We start from the raw sequence: 16,937 nt of genomic DNA on the forward strand, positions 1-16,937 counted from the left end.
GAGAACTGGCCCCGCGGCCCCGGCGGGGCGAACACTGGCGTCCATGGAGACAGACGAGAACACCTCGCCCAGCCGCGATTTCTGGGAACCCCGCTACCGGGACGATGACCCCTCGACGCCGCCGCCCGGCCCCAACGCGGCCTTCGCGCGACTCGCCGGGGAACTGGCCCTGGTGCCACCGCCGGAGCCGGGAAGCGGGGCGGGCCCGCCCCGCGCCCTCGAACTCGCCTGCGGCCGGGGCGGGGACGCCCTGTGGCTGGCGGGCCGGGGCTGGAACGTCACGGCCGTCGACGTCGCGGAACACGCCCTGGCCGTGCTGGCCGAGCGGGCCCGCCGCGCCGGGGTCCAGGGCTCCCTCACCACGCGGCGCCACGACCTGGCGCTGTCGGTGCCCGACACCGGACCGCGGGACCTGGTCTACGCGAACTACTTCCACACCCCGGTGGACATCGACCGTGACGCCGTGCTGCGCCGGGCCGCACGATCGGTGGGCGGGGGCGGGCTGCTGGTCGTGATCGACCACGCGTCCAGCGCGCCCTGGTCCTGGGAGCAGCGCGACGACTTCCCCGCACCCGAGGACCTGTGGCGGTCGCTGGACCTGGGAACCGACTGGACCGGACTCGTGTGCGAGCGGCGTTCGCGGACGGCCCACGGCCCCGACGGCCGGAGCGCGCGGGTGAGCGACAACGTGGTGGTGGCCCGGCGCCGCACGGGGGTGGCGCCGGAGGAGTCCGCGAAGACGCCCGCCGCGCCTTCGCGCCGACGCGACCAGCCCCCGCCCGGGACCGGCCCCGGAGAGAAGGAGGTCCTCACCGGGTTCCTGACCTACCTGCGCGAGAGCGTCCTCGCCAAGCTGGACGGCGCACCGGAGCGGCACGTGCGCGCCCCGGGCGTCGCGTCCGGCACGAACCTGCTCGGCCTGGTCAAGCACCTGGCCCACGTCGAGCGCTCCCTCTTCCTCGGGGAGGAGGTCGGCGACTGGCAGGCCACGTTCCACGCCGATGCGGGCGAGACCACGTCGGGCGTTCTGGAGGGGTACCGCGACGCCGTCGCCGCCGCCGACCGGGCCATCGCCGCCTGCGACGATCTCGGCGGGCCCGCGCACGCGGGGCGCCGGAACAGGTCGGCACCGTCGATGCGGCGGGCGCTCGTGCACATGATCGAGGAGACCGGCCGCCACGCAGGGCAATTGGACATCCTCCGCGAGCTGGCCGACGGCCGCACCGGCCGCTGACCGCCACCGCGCCCGCCCGCGCACCCCTCCCACCGCCTCACGGGCCGGGACCGGTGCGACGGGGACCTCAGCGGCCCCCGGGGGCGGAGGCCGGGTCCGCCGCGACCGCGCCGGGGCGCCACAGGACCGCCGCCGCCAGGGCGCACGCCCCGGTGAGCACCCCGGCGCCGCCCAGCACCAGGACCGGTTCCAGGTCTCCGGCCCATCCGGCCAGTGGGTAGGTGAGCAGGAAGCAGGCGTGGGAGAGGGAGAACTGGGCGGCGAAGACCCCCGCCAGCGAGCCCTCGGGAGCGGCCTCGCGCAGCAGCCGCCCCGTGGGCGCGGACACCAGCGCGCACCCCGCGCCCAGCACCGCCCACCCCGCGCCGAGCACCAGCGGCCCCGGCGCCAGAGCCCAACCCAGAGCCAGTGCCGCCGCTCCCGCCGTGAGGACGCCGGGCCCGGTGAGCATGAGCGCGCGCGTGCCGAACCGGTCCACCAGTGCTCCCAGCGCCAGCGCCACCGCCATCGAACCGCCGCCGAAGCAGGCCAGCACCAGCGCCACGGCGGTGTCGCCGCCGCCCAGGTGGGAGCGGACGAGGACGACGGTGTCGACCAGGACCAGCGCGGTGACCACGGCCACCGCCGTGTTCAACGCCGTCAGCGCCAGCAGGCGCCGGTCGGTGCCGAAGGCCCGCCAGCTCGCCGCGGCCCGGCGCGGGCTCCGCGACTCGGGCGTCGGGGCGGGCAGGGCGGTGGTGGCCACCAGGGCGGCGGAGACGGCGAAGCCGAGCGCGGTCAGCGTGAACAGGCCGTCGAAGGGCACCGCGAGCAGCACGAGTGCGGCCAGCAGCGGCGAGGCCAGCGCCTCCAGGTCGTAGGCCAGCCGGGACAGGGCCAGTGCCGAGGTGTAGCCGCGGTCGTCCACCAGTTCGGGGATGACCGCCTGGAAGGTGGGGGTGAAGGCCGCCGAGGCGCACTGGAGCACGGCGATGAGCGCGTACACCTGCCAGACCTGGTCCACGAACGGCAGGCAGGCCACCGCCAGGGCGCGCACCGCGTCCGAGCCCACCAGCACCGCCTTGCGCGGGGCCCGGGCCAGGGCCGCGGTCAGCAGCGGCCCCGCGCCCACGTAGGCGAGCATCTTGACGGTCAGGGCGGTGGCCACTACCCGTCCCGCCTGGCCCGGGGCCAGATCGTAGGCCAGCAGCGCCAGGGCGACCGTGGCCAGCCCGGTGCCCGCCAGCGCTACGACCTGGGCGTAGAACAACCTGCGGTAGGACGCGAAGTCCGCCAGTACCCGCCACACCCTGACCACCACCCGGAGAAGTAGGAAGAGCTCGACCAGGCGCACCATATAAGTGCGCAAGTACGCACATGATGTCATGTAGCGCGGGGTCCTTCCCCCTCCGGGCCCTAGACTGCGCACATGCGCACCAGCGACGAGCAGGCCGTCCCCAGCCGCGTGCACCCGGCTCCGCCCGAACCCGAGCGGCTCGCCGTGGCCGCGAGCGTGTTCGCCCTGCTGGCCGACCCCACCCGGCTGCACCTGCTGTGGACCCTGGCCGGGGGCGAGGCGGACGTGGGCCAGCTGACCGAGGCCTGCGGAGCGTCGCGCACCGCGGTCTCCCAACACCTGGCCAAGCTGCGCCTGGCCGGACTGGTGGAGTTCCGCAAGGAGTCCCGGCACGCCATCTACCAGCTGCGCGACGGCCACCTGCGCCGCCTGGTGCTGGAGGCGCTCAACCACGCCGACCACGTCGTGACGGGCGAACCCTTCCACGACTGACTGTGGGTGTGTGTAGTGAGTGGCTTGTCCGAACAGGTCCGACCCACCGACTGACCGACGCCGACAGGTTGTCCTTGATGTGATGCGTCGGCCTGCTCGGGAGAGCCGCTACACGCGACCGGCCGGGCGATCGTGACCTCATAGGAGCTTGGTCCAGAAACCCCGTCCCGGGGCGTCCGCGCCGCCGCGAGGCCGAGGCGGCCCGCCCGGCTCCGGTGGAACGCCTGACGCACCGGCGTGTCCCAGCGTCCGCCGACAGCGGTGCGGGGTTCCCCTGTCCCGTGGCCGCCGAACACCCCGGCGACACCACCGCTACAGTTCCTGACATGGACCGGCACACCTCCACGCGGCGACAGCGCACCCTCGCGGTGCCGCTGGTCGCGCTGGTGCTCATGTGCTTCATGTGCGCGCTGTGCCACAGCACGGGCCCGGTCACCCAGGCCGTTTCCGCAACCGCAGCCGCCGCGTCCACCGCTGCCACCGCCGCCGCGACGGCCGACTGCCCGGAGCGGCCCCGGGAGGCCGCCGCGGTCACCGACGCGGCCCCGGCCGCCGCCCCGCAGGCCGCGCACGCGTGCGAGGTGACCGAGGGGCACGGACTGCCCACCGCGCCGCCCCTGTTCCTCGTCGCCCTCGGCGTCGCCCTGGTCCTCGCGCTCCTGCTGGCCCCGCGCCCGGGACCGGCCCCGCGCCCCGTCAGCCGCCCGCCCCTGGCCCCCCACGGGTACGGGCTGCTGACCCTGCTCTGCGTCCAACGGGTCTAGGACACGGTCACCCGCCCCTCCCCGCGTCCCGCGCGAGGAGGGGCGCGGCCGCGCCCCGCGCGGCCCCCTCCACGTGACCGTCTCCCCGGGCGCGCTCCGCCGCGCCCCGCACCCCAGGACACACCCACATGAGCAAGAACCTCGGCATCACCCTCGGCCTGATCATGGTCGCCGTCATCGGCCTCGGCCTCCTCATCGCCCTCGACGACCGGGGCGGCCCCGCCGCCCCCGCGGCCACGGACGGCTCCGCCGACCCGCAGGCCGCACCCACCGCACCGGCCGGACTCCTGGTCCGCGAGGACAGCCGCCACCTCGACCGGGTGGAGGAGGCGCCGGTGACGGTCGTGGAGTTCCTCGACTTCGAGTGCGAGGCCTGCCGCGCCCAGTTCCCCGTCATGGAACGTATCCGCGAGGACTACGACGGGCGGATCAACACGGTCATCCGCTACTTCCCCATGCCCGGGCACACCAACGCCGAGCCCGCCGCCGCGGCCGTGGAGGCCGCAGCCCAGCAGGGCGCGCTGGAGCAGATGTACGTCCGGATGTACGAGACCCAGGCCGAGTGGGGCGAGTCCCGGGACTCCAAGGCCGAGGTGTTCGTCGGCTTCGCCGAGGACCTGGGCCTGGACACGGAGGAGTTCACCGCGACCATGGAGGACCCCGCCACGCTGGAGCGCGTGCGGTCCGACTTCCGGGACGGCGTGGCCCTGGGCGTGCGGGGCACCCCGACCATCTTCGTCAACGGCCGCCCCACCCCCAGCATGCCCGGCTACGAGACGCTCTCGACGATGATCGACCGGGAGCTGGAGGAATGAACGCCCCCACCGAGCCCCGACGCGCCGCGGTGTCCCCGCCCGGTGCCGCGACACCCGTCATCAGCCGGGCCCTGCCCTGGCTGCTCACCCTGGGCGGCGGCGCCGGGCTGCTCGCGGCACTGGCCCTGCTGGTGGAGAGGATCCGGGTGCTGGCCGACCCCGGTCACGTGCCCGCGTGCAGCCTCAACCCGGTGCTCTCCTGCGGCACCGTCATGGCCACCCCGCAGGCCGAGGTCTTCGGGGTGCCCAACCCGGTCATCGGAGTGGTCTGCTTCGCCGTGGTCACCACCGTGGGCGCGGCGCTGGCCGCCGGGGCGCGCTTCGACCGCTGGTTCTGGCTCGGGCTCCAGGCGGGTGTGGTGTTCGGCGCGGTCTTCGTGCACTGGCTGATTTTCCAGAGCCTGTACCGCATCGGCGCGCTGTGCCCGTACTGCCTGGTCGTGTGGGCGGTGACGATCCCGCTCTTCTGGTACGTCACACTGCACAACGTGCGCTCCGCGCACCTGCCCGCGCCGGGATGGGCCGCCGGGCCCCTGGACCTGCTGGCCCGCAACCACACCGTCGTGCTCACCGTGTGGGCGCTGGCGGTCGTCGGCGCCGTCGCCCAGGCGTTCTGGGCCTACTGGTCCACGCTGCTGTGAGCCAGCCCCCGGCGGGCCGCCGCGCACGTCGGCGAATCGGCGCCGGCGTGCGTGGCGGTGCCCGTGACGGAGCGTGTACGGAACGTAGGTTGGGTCCATGCGCGTACTGGTCACGGGTGGTGCCGGGTTCATCGGATCGAGGGTCGCGGAGGAACTCCGCCTGGCCGGGCACGAGGCGGTCACCCTCGACGCCTACCTGCCCCAGGCCCACAGCGGGAGGGACACCGAGCACAGAACCGTCGACGTCGTGGGCGACGTCCGGGACGGCGAGATCGTCGAGCGGGCCCTACGGGGCGTGGACGCGGTCTGCCACCAGGCGGCGATGGTGGGGCTGGGCTCCGCGGACTTCCTGGACGCCCCCGACTACGTCCGCTGCAACGACCTGGGCACGGCGGTCCTGCTGGCCGCCATGGCACGGACCGGCGTCCGCGACATCGTGATGGCCGGTTCGATGGTCGTCTACGGGGAGGGGCGGTACACGTGCCCCGAGCACGGCGACGTCCGTCCCGGCCCGAGGTCGGAGGCGGACCTGCGGGCGGGGGTGTTCGACCCGCCGTGCCCCCGGTGCGGGGCGTCGCTCGTGCCCGGCCTGGTGGGGGAGGACGCGCCGAGCGACCCGCGCAACGTCTACGCCACCACGAAGCTGGCGCAGGAGCACCTGTGCGCGTCGTGGGCCCGCTCCGTCGGCGGACGCGCGGTGTCGCTGCGCTACCACAACGTGTACGGGCCGGGGATGCCGCGCGACACCCCGTACGCGGGCGTGGCCTCCTTCTTCCGCTCGGCGCTGGCACGGGGCGAGGCGCCGCGCGTGTTCGAGGACGGCCGCCAGCGGCGCGACTTCGTGCACGTGGGCGACGTGGCGCGGGCCAACGTGGCGGCGCTGGAGGCCGTCGAGGGCAGGGCCCCGGGGGAGCTGTCCGCCTTCAACACCGGCAGCGGGACCCCGCACACCATCGGTGAGATGGCCCGGGCGCTGGCGGACGCGCACGGCGGCCCCGAACCCGTGGTCACCGGCGAGTACCGGCTCGGCGACGTCCGGCACATCACCGCCTCCTCCGACCGCCTGAGGCGGGAGCTGTCCTGGCGGCCCGGGGTCGGCTTCGCCGAGGGGATGGCCGAGTTCGCCCGCGCCGAACTGCGCGGTTCGACCGGTTCGACGGCGCCGGAGGCCGAGGCGTCCGCGTGTCGCGACCGCCTTTCCCGGCCTGTGTCCACATGACTTCGTAGCGTAACCAGGGTGAGCAGAGAACCACACGAGTACGGCCAGGACGAACCGGCGCAGGCGTCGCCCGACACGGCGGGCGGCGATCCGCCGCCACCGGTCGACGTGGTGCTGCCCTGTCTGGACGAGGCGTCCGCCCTGCCCTGGGTGTTGGAACGCGTCCCACCGGGGTGGCGGGCGATCGTCGTGGACAACGGGTCAACGGACGGCTCGGCGGGCGTCGCCGCGCAGCTGGGGGCCCTCGTCGTCTCCGAACCGCGCAGGGGGTTCGGCGCCGCGTGCCACGCGGGCCTGTCCGCCGCGACCGCCGAGTTCGTCTGCTTCTGCGACTGCGACGCCTCCCTGGACCCCGCCCTGCTCCCGCAGATGGTGGAACGGGTGCGGGTCGGCGGGGCGGACCTGGTTCTGGGCAGGCGGCGCCCCGTCCGCCGGGGGGTCTGGCCGACGCACGCCAGGGTCGGCAACGCCGTCGTCGCGCGGATGCTGCGCTCGCGGACCGGGGTGCGGGTGCGCGACATCGGGCCGATGCGCGCCGCCCGCAGGACGGACCTGCTCAAGCTGGGGATGACCGACCGGCGTTCGGGCTACCCCCTGGAGACGGTCGTGCGCGCCGCCGACGCCGGGTGGCGGGTCGACGAGGTGGACGTCCCCTACCTGCCCAGGTCGGGGGCCTCCAAGGTGACGGGGACGTGGCGCGGCACGTGGACCGCCGTGCGCGACATGACGGCGGTGCTGCGCGAGCCCCGGGGCCCGGAGGGCGTGCGCGCGAGGGGAGGGCGGCCATGACCGGCGACGGCGGGCGCGACCTCCCGGCGGGGGAGGCCACCCTGATGGTGATCGCCAAGGAACCCGTTCCCGGACGGGTCAAGACACGGCTGACCCCGGAGTACTCGCCGCGGGAGGCCGCCGCGGTCGCCGAGGCCGCCCTGGCGGACACCCTGCACACGGTGCGCTCGCTCCCCGCCCGCAGGAGGCTCCTGGTGCTGGAGGGGCGGCCCGGACCCTGGCTCCCGCCGGGGTTCGAGGTGGTCCCGCAGTCGGGCGGCGGGCTCGACGAACGGCTCGCGCACGCGTTCGCCCGATGCTCGGGCCCCTCCCTGCTGATCGGCATGGACACCCCCCAGGTGAACAGGGAGCTCCTGGGGCCCGCCCTGGCCCCGGACGCCTGGGAGCGCGCCGACGCGTGGTTCGGCCCGAGCGAGGACGGGGGCTTCTGGGCGCTCGGCCTGGCCGAACCCGACCCCCGCCTGCTGCGGGGCGTGCCGATGTCCACGGATCACACCGGGCGCGTCCAGCGCGCGCGGCTGGTCGGTGCCGGGCTGCGCGTGGGCGACCTGGACGTGCTCACGGACGTGGACACGCCCCGCGACGCCGCGCTGGTCGCCTCGCTCGTCCCCCGCAGCCGCTTCGGCAGGGCGGTCCGGCTCGCCGGAGCGGGGTGTCGGCCGTGAGCGCGACGGAGACCGGGATCGACACGAGATCGGCCCCGTGGCTGTGCGACCCCTACTCGCGGGCGCTCGCCGACGGCCGCGGCCCCCTCTTCCTGCGACGGCCCGACGGGTGGATGCTGCGCCTGGACGTCGAACGCTGGTGCGGGGGCACCGACGCCGCGGACGAGAGCGTGCTGGAGCGCTGCGAGGGCGACACGCTGGACGCCGGCTGCGGGCCCGGGCGCATGGTCGTCGCGCTCGCCGCCCGGGGCCGCCGGGCGCTGGGCGTGGACATGAACCCCGTGGCCGTGTCGCGCGCGGTCGAGGCGGGCGGCCGTGCGGTGTGCGCCTCGGTGTTCGACCCCCTGCCGGGCGAGGGGGGCTGGCGCACCGCGCTGCTGGTCGACGGCAACATCGGTATCGGCGGATCTCCCGGGGACCTGCTCGCCCGCATGCGGCAGGTCGTGCTGCCCGGCGGCCTGCTCATCGTCGAGACCGCCGCCCACGAGGTCCACGAGTGCGTGACGGTGCAGGTCACCGACGGCCGGGGGGAACCGGGCTCCCCGTTCCCGTGGGCGCGGATCGGCCCCCGCGCCCTGCGGTGGTGCGCACGGGAGAGCGGATGGGAGTGGTCGGAGGCCTGGCAGGTGCGGGGACGCCGGTTCGCGGCGCTGCGCGCGCCGCGGGACAACCCGGCGCCGGGGCCCGTCCGCCCCGCGGTGACGGCGTGACGCGGCCCGGACTCCACCAGCGCGACGTCCGGAGCGCGGTCGGCGCCGCCCGGACGGGAGCGCGCGCCGACCTGGCCGTGGCGGCCCTGGCCGCGCTCCTCTTCACGGCTGCCGCCGTCATCGGCACCCGGATCGAGCGCGCCCACGGCGTCCTGCACGTGGACTGGCCGCCGCTGTACGCGTCCTGGTTCCCCCACACGGGGCCCGGCACGGTCCCCGCCCTGGCCCTGGCCGCGGTGGTGGCGGCCTGCGGGCCCGCGGCGGCGCGCGCTCTGCCCTGGCGCGCCCTGGTGTGGGCGGTCTGGGCCGCGTCCGCGCTCTGGACCACCGCGCTCGCGCTGGTCGACGGGTGGCGGCGCGGGATCGTCGGCCGCATGCTGTCGCCCCACGAGTACCTGTCCTCGGTCGACCGCTTCGAGGACGTGGGCGCGGCGCTGAGCACGTTCACCCGGCACATCCTCATCGGGCAGCCGGACAACTGGCCCACGCACGTGGCCGGACACCCCCCGGGCGCCGTCCTGACCTTCGTCGCGCTGGACCGGATCGGCCTGGGCGGCGGGGCGTGGGCCGGGCTGTGGTGCGTCGTGGTCGGCGGCTCGGCCGCCGCCGCGGTCCTGGTCGCGATGCGCGCGCTCGGCGCGGAGCCGACGGCGCGCCGGGCGGCCCCGTTCCTCGTGCTGCTGCCCGCCGCGGTGTGGGTGGGCACGTCGGCGGACGGGTACTTCGCGGCGGTCACCGCGTGGGGCCTGGCCCTGCTCGCTGTGTCTGCGGCCCCCGACGCGCGTGCGCCGCGCGCCACCGCGCTGGCGGCCGGTCTGCTCCTGGGGTGGTCGGTGTACCTGTCCTACGGGCTCGTCCTCATCGGGCTCCCGGCCGTGGCGGTGCTCCTGTGCGCGCGGACCGCGCGCCCCCTGCCCTACGCGCTGCTGGGCGCCCTGGCCGTCGCCGCGGCCTTCACCGCGGCCGGTTTCCACTGGTGGGAGGGCTACCAGCTGCTCGTGGAGCGCTACTACCAGGGGTTCGCGTCGGTGCGGCCCTACGGCTACTGGGTCTGGGCGAACCTGGCCGTGGCGTGCCTGACGACCGGAGCCGCGACGGCGGCGGGCCTGCGGCGGGCCCTGGCGCGCCTGCCCGGGGCGGTGCGCGGCCTGCGGCGGGCGCCGTCCCGGGAGGAGGCCACGGCGGCCATGCTGGTGGCCGCCGCCCTGTGCGCGGTCGCGGCCGCCACCCTGTCGGGGATGAGCAAGGGCGAGACCGAACGCATCTGGCTGCCGTTCGTGCTGTGGCTCGTCCCGGCCGCCGCCCTCCTGCCGGACCGCCACCACAGGGCCTGGCTGGCCGTCCAGGCGGCCACGGCGCTCGCGGTCAACCACCTGCTGCTCACCGGTTGGTGAACCCGGGCGCTCCCCGGGGCCGGTGTCCCAAGCCCTGGTGCCCGAGGCCCCGGCGTCCGCGCGGGCAGCGAAGGAGCCCGCCCGCGGCGCGGCCGGGGGAGTCCGCGACCGTGGCGCGCCGAGTGTTTCCGGGCGCGACCGGGCGTGGGCGGATGAAGCCGGAGGGCACCGGGCGCACGCCGGGCGTCTCCGGGCGCGAGCGGCCGTGGGGACGCTGAGGGGCGGGACGAGCTGTGCCGTCCCGCCCCTCAGCGCTCAGGAGTGGCGATCGTCCCCGACCGTGTGCTCAGGCGGTGTCCTGGAGCTGGTCGAGGGTCTCGGTCCGCGACCGCTGGGCCTCCTCGTCCAACTCCAGGCCGGAGGCCCCGGACGCCTCACAGGAGACGTCCTGTTCGGGGAACTCGCCGTCGACCAGGTAGCTCGTGGCCACGTCCCAGGCGCAGGGGTTGTCGCCGTAGACGTATGCGCCGTGACCGCTGTCGTCGACGCTCACCAGGCGGGAGCGCTGGCCGAACTTCTCGTCCAGCAGCACGCCGCCCAGGTGCGGTGTGGCCGGGTCGCGCAGGTTCTGCATGATGAGGACGTTGTCCGGGCCCTCACCGGTGATCTCCACGGCGGGCTCGGACGGAGCGTCGTTCCAGTAGGCGCAGGGCATGATGTTGGCGCTGGCCGCGCCGTACATCGGGTACTTCTCCCGGTCCTCGGCCACGCCCTGCTGGTAGGTCGCCAGGTCCTCGGACCACTCGACGTCGTTGCAGGTCGTGGCGAGGAACACCGACCACGCGTTGTCGGAGGGCCACAGCTCTCCCGTCGCCGCCCCGGCACCGCCGACCGGCACGCCGCCGAGCCCGTTCTCCTCCATGTGCCGTCGCACCGCCTCCTCGTCCGCGAGGCGCACCGACTGCCACAGCTGTGCAGTCCGCCCGTAGCTGCGCTCGTTGTAGAGCCCTACGAAGACGGCCAGCCGGAAGACGTGGCCGTTGACACCGGCCACCGGACCCTCCTCGTCGAGCCGCTCGGCGGTCTCGAAGTACGTCTCCCGGACCTGTTCCGGCGAACTGCCCAGGCCGTAGCTGCCGTCGCGCTCCGCCACCCAGGCGGCGAAGTCGGGGAAGGTCTCCTCGAAGCCCAGGGCGTACCTGCGCATGCCGTCGTAGTCGAGGTGGGTGTCACCGACGTTGCTGTCGAGGATGATCCGGTCGGTGCTCCCGGGGAACATCGAGGCGTAGGCGGCGCCCAGCGCCGACCCGTAGGACAGCCCGAAGAAGCTGGCCTTCTCCTCGCCGAGGGCGGCCCGGATCCGGTCCAGGTCGCGGGCCATGTTCGCCGTCGAGATGTGGCTCATCAGCCCGTTCTCGTCGCTCTGCGCGCACTGGTCGGCGACCCCCTCGGCGACCGCGGCCTGTTCGGTGACCGCCGCCTCGTCGACGGCGTAGGGCGGGATGTTGCCGAAGTACTCCTGGTCGGTGGTGAAGCCGCAGCTCACCGCCGAGGAGTGCCCGACCCCGCGGGTGTCCATGCCGATCAGGTCGTAGCTGTTCAGGACGCTGGCGGGCATGCCCAGGGAGGCCAGATCCGCGGGCATCGACAGCCCGGACCCGCCCGGGCCGCCGGGGTTGAGCAGCAGCACGCCGCGCCTCTGCTCCGGGTCCGTGCTGGCCAGCCGCGACACCATGATCTCGATCCGGTCGCCGTCGGGGTCGTCGTAGTCCACGGGCACCGGCACGGTGGCGCACTCCAGCACCTGCGTCGCGTCCGGGACGTCCTCGGGGCAGGCTCCCCACGCCAGATCCGTCGTCGGCGCCCCGCTCCGCTCGTCGGCCGCGGCTGACACCGGGGCGACCAGTGAGCCCACGAGGCCCATCGCCACCACCACCGGGGGCAGACTTCGGCCCGCGCTCCGCCTTCGTCCCATGTCTCCAGCCTCCTGGATGTCGATTTCACCGGCGCTCCGTCGGGCACGGCGCCCCGCCGTCCGTCGCGGGAGGGCCGTGACCGCCGTCGCCGGAGGCACGCGTCCAGCCTGCTGTCACTCCGCTGAGTCCACCAGTGACACCGTGTCATGCGTTGGCGGTGCGAACCTCACGGAAAAGCCGTGACAGACACACGTCGTTCGTGGGTGGTGTCGTTCCGTGACGGAGGTCCGGGCGCCGCGCGCGGGACCGACCGGAGGTGGTGGTCTCCGGGGAGCAGAGGTGGTCCGCTCGGTCGTCCACCGCATACGCGAACGGGAGCGACACGCGCCCCACCAGGAGCGGAGCGCACTCGGGCCCCGGCCACCCCAGCCAGGGCCCGCCGGGAGAAGGCGTGCTTGGAGTCAGAGCACTATGTCGGCCAGGCGGGTGACCTCGTCGAGGTCGTCGGTTCCCGGGCCCAGGATCAGTTCGTCGGCCCCCAGGGCCTCGAACTGCTTGACGGCGTCGCGCAGCGATTCCGCGTCGGTGTGCACGTTGTCGACGACTATGTCCTGGTATTCGCCGATAGCGGCGTAGTAATCGGCGATGTTGGCCCGACCGCGGTCGGGATCGCCCAGCGCGAAGTAGTTGAGGGCGACCAGCCGAGGCCGTCCCGGCCGCCCGGCCGCCTGCCAGGCGGCACGGGCGGCGTCGAAAGCGCCGGACGCCAGGTTCGCCGGCACTGACCCGGCTATGTAGCCGTCCGACGACTCGGCCATCCGGCGGTAGGCGGCCGGGGTATTGGCGCCGAACAGCAGCGGCACCTGCCGTGCTCCGGCCGGAACCGCCGGATTCGTGCTTCCCGAGAGGGGCTCACCGGCCCAGACCGACCGATAGGTCGCCAGGTCGCGGTCCATCCGGGCGCCCCGGCCCCGGGGTCCGTGCCCGGGCACGACGAAGTCGTCCTCGCGGATGCCCACCCCGATGCCGAGGATCAGCCGACCGCCGGAGACTCCGTCGATCGACGCCGCCTCCTTGGCCAGCAGCGCGCCCGGCCAGGTGGTCGCCAGCAGTACCTGGCTCATCAGCCCGATCGTGGTGGTGGCCCCGGCGGCCGCGGCCAGGGCGACGGTGTCCATCACGCCCGGATAGGCGACTCGGCCGGTGGTGCCCAGGGTGGCGAAGCCCGCTTCCTCCGCTCTGCGGGCCCAGGCGGGAATCACTGGGGCGTGGACGTCGCGGACCTGGTTGGGTAGTCCGATGCCGATGCGCATGAAGACGGTCCTTAGCTGGTACGGGTGTCGACGTTGCACGGGCCGTGGACCGGCCCGCCCCGTGATCCTGGCCAGGCACCCCTACACCCGGGTTGCAACCGTCAGACAGTGCGCACCGGGGCGGACAGGACGGCGACGGCGTCGTCGAATGTCGGCGGCTGTGCGGGAGGGGCGCCTTCGTACCAGCCGTGCGGTATGACCGACTGGAGGTAGGTGCCGGTCGGTCGGATACCGCTGCGCGCCTGGTGGAAATGGACGACGTCGCGGAGCAGCGCGGCGCCGGCCGCGTCGCCGGCCGCCTCCAAGGCCAGGGCCCCGTTGTGCAGCACGGCCAGCTGGTTGCTCAGGTCGCCTTCGTCGAGGAAGCGCCGCAGCGAGGTCCGCAGCAGGGGCAGCGCTTCGCTGTTCCCCGCCTCGACCAGGGTCTGGGCCAGCATCAGCTCGCTGAGCGCGGCCGTCCAGACCAGCCCGGAGGCGTCGGCCAGCCGCACGGCAGCACGCAGCCGGTGCTGGCCGTCGGCGATCCGGCCGGCCATGACGAGGGCGGCGCCCCACGCCATGGAGGTGGCCGCGATCAGCCAGGTGGTCTGCGTCTCGGTGGCGATGGCGTGCGCCTCGGCCGACGCGGTCAGCGCGATCGCCGGGTCGCCTCCCGGCAGCTGGACCAGAGCCTGGTAGTAGCGGACCTCGGCGAGCAGGCCGCGATGCCCCGGTTCCGAGCCCACCTCCAGGAGCGCCTCGGACAGCATGCGCCGTGCCGTGGTGACGTCGCCGGTGAAGTAGAACAGTCCGGCCGACGAGGTCTTGGCCCGCACGGAGTCACCGAGCGGGGCGTCCGGCGCGGCGGCCAGGGCTGCGGTCAGCATCCGGTTGCCCTCGTCGAGCAGGCCGCTGCGGATCCAGAACCACATGAGCCGCGCGGCCGTACGCAACGCCTCGACCGGGGCGTGCGTCAGGTCGTGCGCGAGCCCTGCGCGCAGGTTCGGCAACTCCAGACGCAGCGCCGCCATCGTGCTCGCTGACCGCACGCCCTGCAGATCGCCCGCGGCCCGGGCGGCCAGCTCGCGAACCCAGACGGCATGGGCGGCCCGGCTCGCCGCCGGATCCTCGTCCACGGACCGGCAGTACGCCCGGATCGTCTCCAGCATCCGGTACCGCGCCGTGCCGCCGCCGGTCTCGGCGGTGACCACGGACTGGTCGACCAGCGAGACGAGCGCGTCGAGCCGGGCGGCAGCGGAGGCCGCGGCCTCCACGGGAAAACCACCCTCGTAGGGCCAGAGCCGCACCGCGAGATCACGTTCGTCGCCGGAGAGGAGAGCGAAACTCCAGGCGACGGCCTCCTGCAACGTCGCGTGCGAGGTCATCGTGCCGCGCGGGATCCGGCCCAGCACGGTGAAACGGTCGTTCAGGTGCTCGATCAGCCCCCGTACGCCGAAGGTCCGCACCCGCGCCGCCCCCAGCTCCAGGGCCAGCGGCAGACGGTCCAGCGCGTCGGCGAGGCGGCGCAGGTCACGGCGGTCGGCGTCCTGCTCGACCCAGCCGGGCCGGCCCGCGCGGATGCGGTCGGCCAGCAGCGCCACGGCGTCGTCCGCGGCCAGCGGCCCGAGCGGGAGACTGTGCTCGCCGTCGACGCCGAGCGGTCCGCGGCTGGTGGCCACCACCCGCAACGCGGGAATCCGGTCGAGCAGGTCGATGACGAGCCGGGCCACCTCGCCGACGAGGTGCTCGCAGTTGTCGAGCACCAGGGGTTTCCCGAGCAGACGCAGCCGCTTGACGAGTGCCTCGTACGGGTCCCCGGCGAACCCGGTGACGTCGACCGCCGCGGCGACCGCCGAGACCAGGTGGGCGGGGTCGGCCACATCGGCGAGCCGGACGACGGCGTCCCGCCCCGCCCACTCCACGGCCAGGCGGGTCTTGCCCGACCCGGCGGGCCCGACGACGGTGACGAGCCGGTGCATGCCGACGAGACGGTCCAGCACGGCCAGATCGGCGTCGCGGCCGATGAACGACGACAGCGGCCGGTCACCGGGCGTCGCGGCCCCGACGCCGACGGCCGCCAGGGCCGGGTCCTGTGACAGGATGCGGGCTTCGAGCTGCCGCAACTCCGGTCCGGGGTCGACACCCAGTTCCTCGGCCAGCAGGGTCCGGACCCGGCGCACCGCGTTCAGGGCGTCGGCCTGGCGTCCCGAGCGGTAGAGCGCCAGGGCCAGCAACTGCCATCGGCGTTCGCGGTACGGCTCGGCGTGCACCAGCAGTTCGAGCCTTTCCGCCGCACCGGCGTGGTCGCCGGCGGCCAGCAGCGCCGCAGCGCCCTCCTCCTGGGTGCTGTCGCGCTGTTCCACCAGGGCGGCACGGATCGCGGCCGTCGACTCGTCGTCGGCCAGATCCTCGTAGGGTGTCCCGCGCCACAACCGCAGCGCCGTGTCGAAGGCCTCGTGCGCGTCGGCGTGGCGGTCGCCGGCCGCCAACGCGCGGGCGCGGACGAGGTGGCCGCGGAACCGTTCGACGTCGGTGTCGGCGGCAAGAAGCCGATAGCCACCAGGGGACCGCTGCAACGCCGTGCCCGGCAGCACCCGGCGCAGCCGGGAGACGTACACCTGCAGTGCGCCCGCCGGATCGCGTGGCTGGCGGTCACCCCACACTCCTTCGGCCAGGCTGTCATCCCGGACCGGACGCCCTTCCGCGGCGATCAGGATCGCCAGCAGCCTGCGGGGCAGCCGGCCCCCGACGTGGACCGGCTGATCTCCCACGCGAACCTCGAACGGACCCAGCACCGAGAATGTCAGCACCGCACCATGTAAGCCCATGCCACCTACGGCGGCAAACGGCGCGGCGGCCGCCGTATCCGTGCTGTAGGCGGCTTGCAAGGTACAGCCCCGAAGCTGCTTCCATGCACAACGAGAAGATGGCCGACAGCCGCGACATGATCGGCGCGCACGACGCCATGCGGCGGGAGTTCGCCGCTCTGCCCGCGCTGGTCGCCGGCGTGTCGGCGCGTGACGCGGACGGCACCACCGTCGTCGCCCGCCACGTCCTGATGATGGTCGACTTCCTGCACGCCCACCACACCAGCGAGGACGACCATGTGTGGCCCCGGCTGCGGGAGCGTTGCCCCGCCGACGTCGAGCCCCTCGTCGAGACGATGGACCGGCAGCACGCCTTCATCGACAGCGAGCTGGAGGCGCTCGCCGCGGGCAGTCGGCGTTGGCAGGCCTCCGCCGACGCCACCGACCGGGATGCTGTCGCCGCCGTCGCGGAGCGTCTGTTGCCGGCGCTGTACGAGCACCTGGCGCTGGAGGAGGAGCGGATCCTGCCGCTCATCGATCGCTACCTGACCGAACGCGAGTGGAAGGCGACCGTCGAGGCGTCCTTCGGCAAGGTGACCTTCGCTCGGCGTCTGCTGATGCTGGGCATGGCCCTGCACGGGGCGAGCGAGGAGCAGACCCAGCTCCTGCGCGCCGCCGTCCCCGCGGTCGTCTGGCATGCCGGTCGCCCGATCGGGGCACGTCTCCATCGCAACCACCGTCAGCGCCTGGCCGCCGCGAGCCCGGGTTCAGATCTCTGATCCCCGCTCACGCGCGAGCCGCGGCCGTGATCACCACGCTGTCGCGGTAGTACCCGGTCCACTCGTCGAACCGTCCGCCGCAGGCGATCAGGATGAGCCGTGCCGCGCCACCGCGGGCGAAGGACTCCTCCTCCCGATCCCCGGGCCGGTGGACTGCGAGTCTTCGGGCGAGGAGTGCGGTGGCGCCTTCGACGGTCCATCCGC

The 16,937-nt window shown here is 74.6% G+C and carries 15 protein-coding genes; 11 read left to right on the forward strand and 4 right to left on the reverse strand.

Features of this window, described 5'->3' with window-relative positions:
- Nucleotides 1–43 precede the first annotated feature (43 nt).
- Complete coding sequence (locus AC0VX6_RS12285) at nucleotides 44–1,234, forward strand: mycothiol transferase (protein ID WP_475468700.1); 1,191 nt, start codon at nucleotides 44–46, stop codon at nucleotides 1,232–1,234.
- 67 nt (nucleotides 1,235–1,301) lie between these two features.
- On the opposite strand, the gene AC0VX6_RS12290 is transcribed toward AC0VX6_RS12285, so the two are convergent.
- Complete coding sequence (locus tag AC0VX6_RS12290; RefSeq protein WP_475468702.1) at nucleotides 1,302–2,582, reverse strand: MFS transporter; 1,281 nt, start codon at nucleotides 2,580–2,582, stop codon at nucleotides 1,302–1,304.
- A 60-nt stretch (nucleotides 2,583–2,642) separates the two neighbouring features.
- Between AC0VX6_RS12290 and AC0VX6_RS12295 the strand changes: the two genes are divergently transcribed.
- From AC0VX6_RS12295 to AC0VX6_RS12335, 9 genes are all read left to right on the forward strand, one after another.
- Nucleotides 2,643–3,002, forward strand: coding sequence for an ArsR/SmtB family transcription factor (locus AC0VX6_RS12295; RefSeq protein WP_013152750.1), 360 nt, complete (start codon nucleotides 2,643–2,645; stop codon nucleotides 3,000–3,002).
- Between the two features lie 326 nt (nucleotides 3,003–3,328).
- A complete protein-coding gene (locus AC0VX6_RS12300) occupies nucleotides 3,329–3,766 on the forward strand; it encodes a hypothetical protein (RefSeq protein ID WP_274977651.1) in 438 nt (145 codons plus the stop codon).
- A gap of 128 nt (nucleotides 3,767–3,894) precedes the next feature.
- Nucleotides 3,895–4,581 carry a DsbA family protein gene (locus AC0VX6_RS12305; RefSeq protein ID WP_274977652.1) on the forward strand — a complete coding sequence of 229 codons (687 nt, stop codon included), beginning with the start codon at nucleotides 3,895–3,897 and terminating at the stop codon, nucleotides 4,579–4,581.
- Nucleotides 4,578–5,222, forward strand: coding sequence for a vitamin K epoxide reductase family protein (locus AC0VX6_RS12310; RefSeq protein ID WP_475468704.1), 645 nt, complete (start codon nucleotides 4,578–4,580; stop codon nucleotides 5,220–5,222). Before AC0VX6_RS12305 ends, AC0VX6_RS12310 begins: the two co-directional genes overlap by 4 nt.
- Nucleotides 5,223–5,319: 97 nt before the next feature.
- Nucleotides 5,320–6,441 carry an NAD-dependent epimerase/dehydratase family protein gene (locus tag AC0VX6_RS12315; protein ID WP_274977654.1) on the forward strand — a complete coding sequence of 374 codons (1,122 nt, stop codon included), beginning with the start codon at nucleotides 5,320–5,322 and terminating at the stop codon, nucleotides 6,439–6,441.
- Nucleotides 6,442–6,459: 18 nt separating this feature from the next.
- Nucleotides 6,460–7,230, forward strand: coding sequence for a glycosyltransferase family 2 protein (locus AC0VX6_RS12320; protein WP_274977655.1), 771 nt, complete (start codon nucleotides 6,460–6,462; stop codon nucleotides 7,228–7,230).
- The gene (locus AC0VX6_RS12325; RefSeq protein ID WP_475468707.1) at nucleotides 7,227–7,895 is read left to right on the forward strand and encodes a TIGR04282 family arsenosugar biosynthesis glycosyltransferase; all 669 of its coding nucleotides are present in this window, start codon (nucleotides 7,227–7,229) and stop codon (nucleotides 7,893–7,895) included. Before AC0VX6_RS12320 ends, AC0VX6_RS12325 begins: the two co-directional genes overlap by 4 nt.
- A complete protein-coding gene (locus AC0VX6_RS12330; RefSeq protein WP_475468709.1) occupies nucleotides 7,892–8,605 on the forward strand; it encodes a class I SAM-dependent methyltransferase in 714 nt (237 codons plus the stop codon). Before AC0VX6_RS12325 ends, AC0VX6_RS12330 begins: the two co-directional genes overlap by 4 nt.
- A complete protein-coding gene (locus AC0VX6_RS12335; RefSeq protein WP_274977658.1) occupies nucleotides 8,602–9,999 on the forward strand; it encodes a hypothetical protein in 1,398 nt (465 codons plus the stop codon). The genes AC0VX6_RS12330 and AC0VX6_RS12335 overlap by 4 nt, the downstream gene beginning before the upstream one ends.
- 286 nt (nucleotides 10,000–10,285) lie before the next feature.
- Here the strand turns inward: AC0VX6_RS12335 and AC0VX6_RS12340 are convergent, their stop codons facing one another.
- The 3 genes from AC0VX6_RS12340 to AC0VX6_RS12350 all read right to left on the reverse strand — a co-directional run bounded on the left by AC0VX6_RS12340 (nucleotide 10,286) and on the right by AC0VX6_RS12350 (nucleotide 15,918).
- Nucleotides 10,286–11,914, reverse strand: coding sequence for an alpha/beta hydrolase (locus AC0VX6_RS12340; protein WP_475468711.1), 1,629 nt, complete (start codon nucleotides 11,912–11,914; stop codon nucleotides 10,286–10,288).
- Between the two features lie 402 nt (nucleotides 11,915–12,316).
- Complete coding sequence (locus tag AC0VX6_RS12345) at nucleotides 12,317–13,168, reverse strand: LLM class flavin-dependent oxidoreductase (protein WP_475483719.1); 852 nt, start codon at nucleotides 13,166–13,168, stop codon at nucleotides 12,317–12,319.
- A gap of 101 nt (nucleotides 13,169–13,269) precedes the next feature.
- Entirely contained in the window at nucleotides 13,270–15,918 is a 2,649-nt protein-coding gene (locus AC0VX6_RS12350; RefSeq protein ID WP_475468715.1) for an AfsR/SARP family transcriptional regulator, read from the reverse strand.
- Nucleotides 15,919–16,058: 140 nt separating this feature from the next.
- Here AC0VX6_RS12350 and AC0VX6_RS12355 point away from each other — a divergent pair, with 140 nt between their 5' ends.
- Nucleotides 16,059–16,733: a hemerythrin domain-containing protein gene (locus tag AC0VX6_RS12355; RefSeq protein WP_475468717.1), complete on the forward strand. Its 675-nt coding sequence runs from the start codon at nucleotides 16,059–16,061 to the stop codon at nucleotides 16,731–16,733.
- Nucleotides 16,734–16,937 lie beyond the last annotated feature (204 nt).

The organism is Nocardiopsis sp. iso_25, assembly GCF_056173305.1.

Excerpts from the sequence above, each read along its gene's own strand:
- AC0VX6_RS12295 (WP_013152750.1), top strand. The coding sequence starts at position 2,643 with ATGCGCACCAGCGACGAGCAGGCCGTCCCCAGCCGCGTGCACCCGGCT.
- AC0VX6_RS12315 (WP_274977654.1), top strand. The coding sequence starts at position 5,320 with ATGCGCGTACTGGTCACGGGTGGTGCCGGGTTCATCGGATCGAGGGTC.
- AC0VX6_RS12300 (WP_274977651.1), top strand. The coding sequence starts at position 3,329 with ATGGACCGGCACACCTCCACGCGGCGACAGCGCACCCTCGCGGTGCCG.
- AC0VX6_RS12340 (WP_475468711.1), bottom strand. The coding sequence starts at position 11,914 with ATGGGACGAAGGCGGAGCGCGGGCCGAAGTCTGCCCCCGGTGGTGGTG.
- AC0VX6_RS12355 (WP_475468717.1), top strand. The coding sequence starts at position 16,059 with ATGCACAACGAGAAGATGGCCGACAGCCGCGACATGATCGGCGCGCAC.
- AC0VX6_RS12310 (WP_475468704.1), top strand. The coding sequence starts at position 4,578 with ATGAACGCCCCCACCGAGCCCCGACGCGCCGCGGTGTCCCCGCCCGGT.
- AC0VX6_RS12305 (WP_274977652.1), top strand. The coding sequence starts at position 3,895 with ATGAGCAAGAACCTCGGCATCACCCTCGGCCTGATCATGGTCGCCGTC.
- AC0VX6_RS12325 (WP_475468707.1), top strand. The coding sequence starts at position 7,227 with ATGACCGGCGACGGCGGGCGCGACCTCCCGGCGGGGGAGGCCACCCTG.
- AC0VX6_RS12345 (WP_475483719.1), bottom strand. The coding sequence starts at position 13,168 with ATGCGCATCGGCATCGGACTACCCAACCAGGTCCGCGACGTCCACGCC.
- AC0VX6_RS12285 (WP_475468700.1), top strand. The coding sequence starts at position 44 with ATGGAGACAGACGAGAACACCTCGCCCAGCCGCGATTTCTGGGAACCC.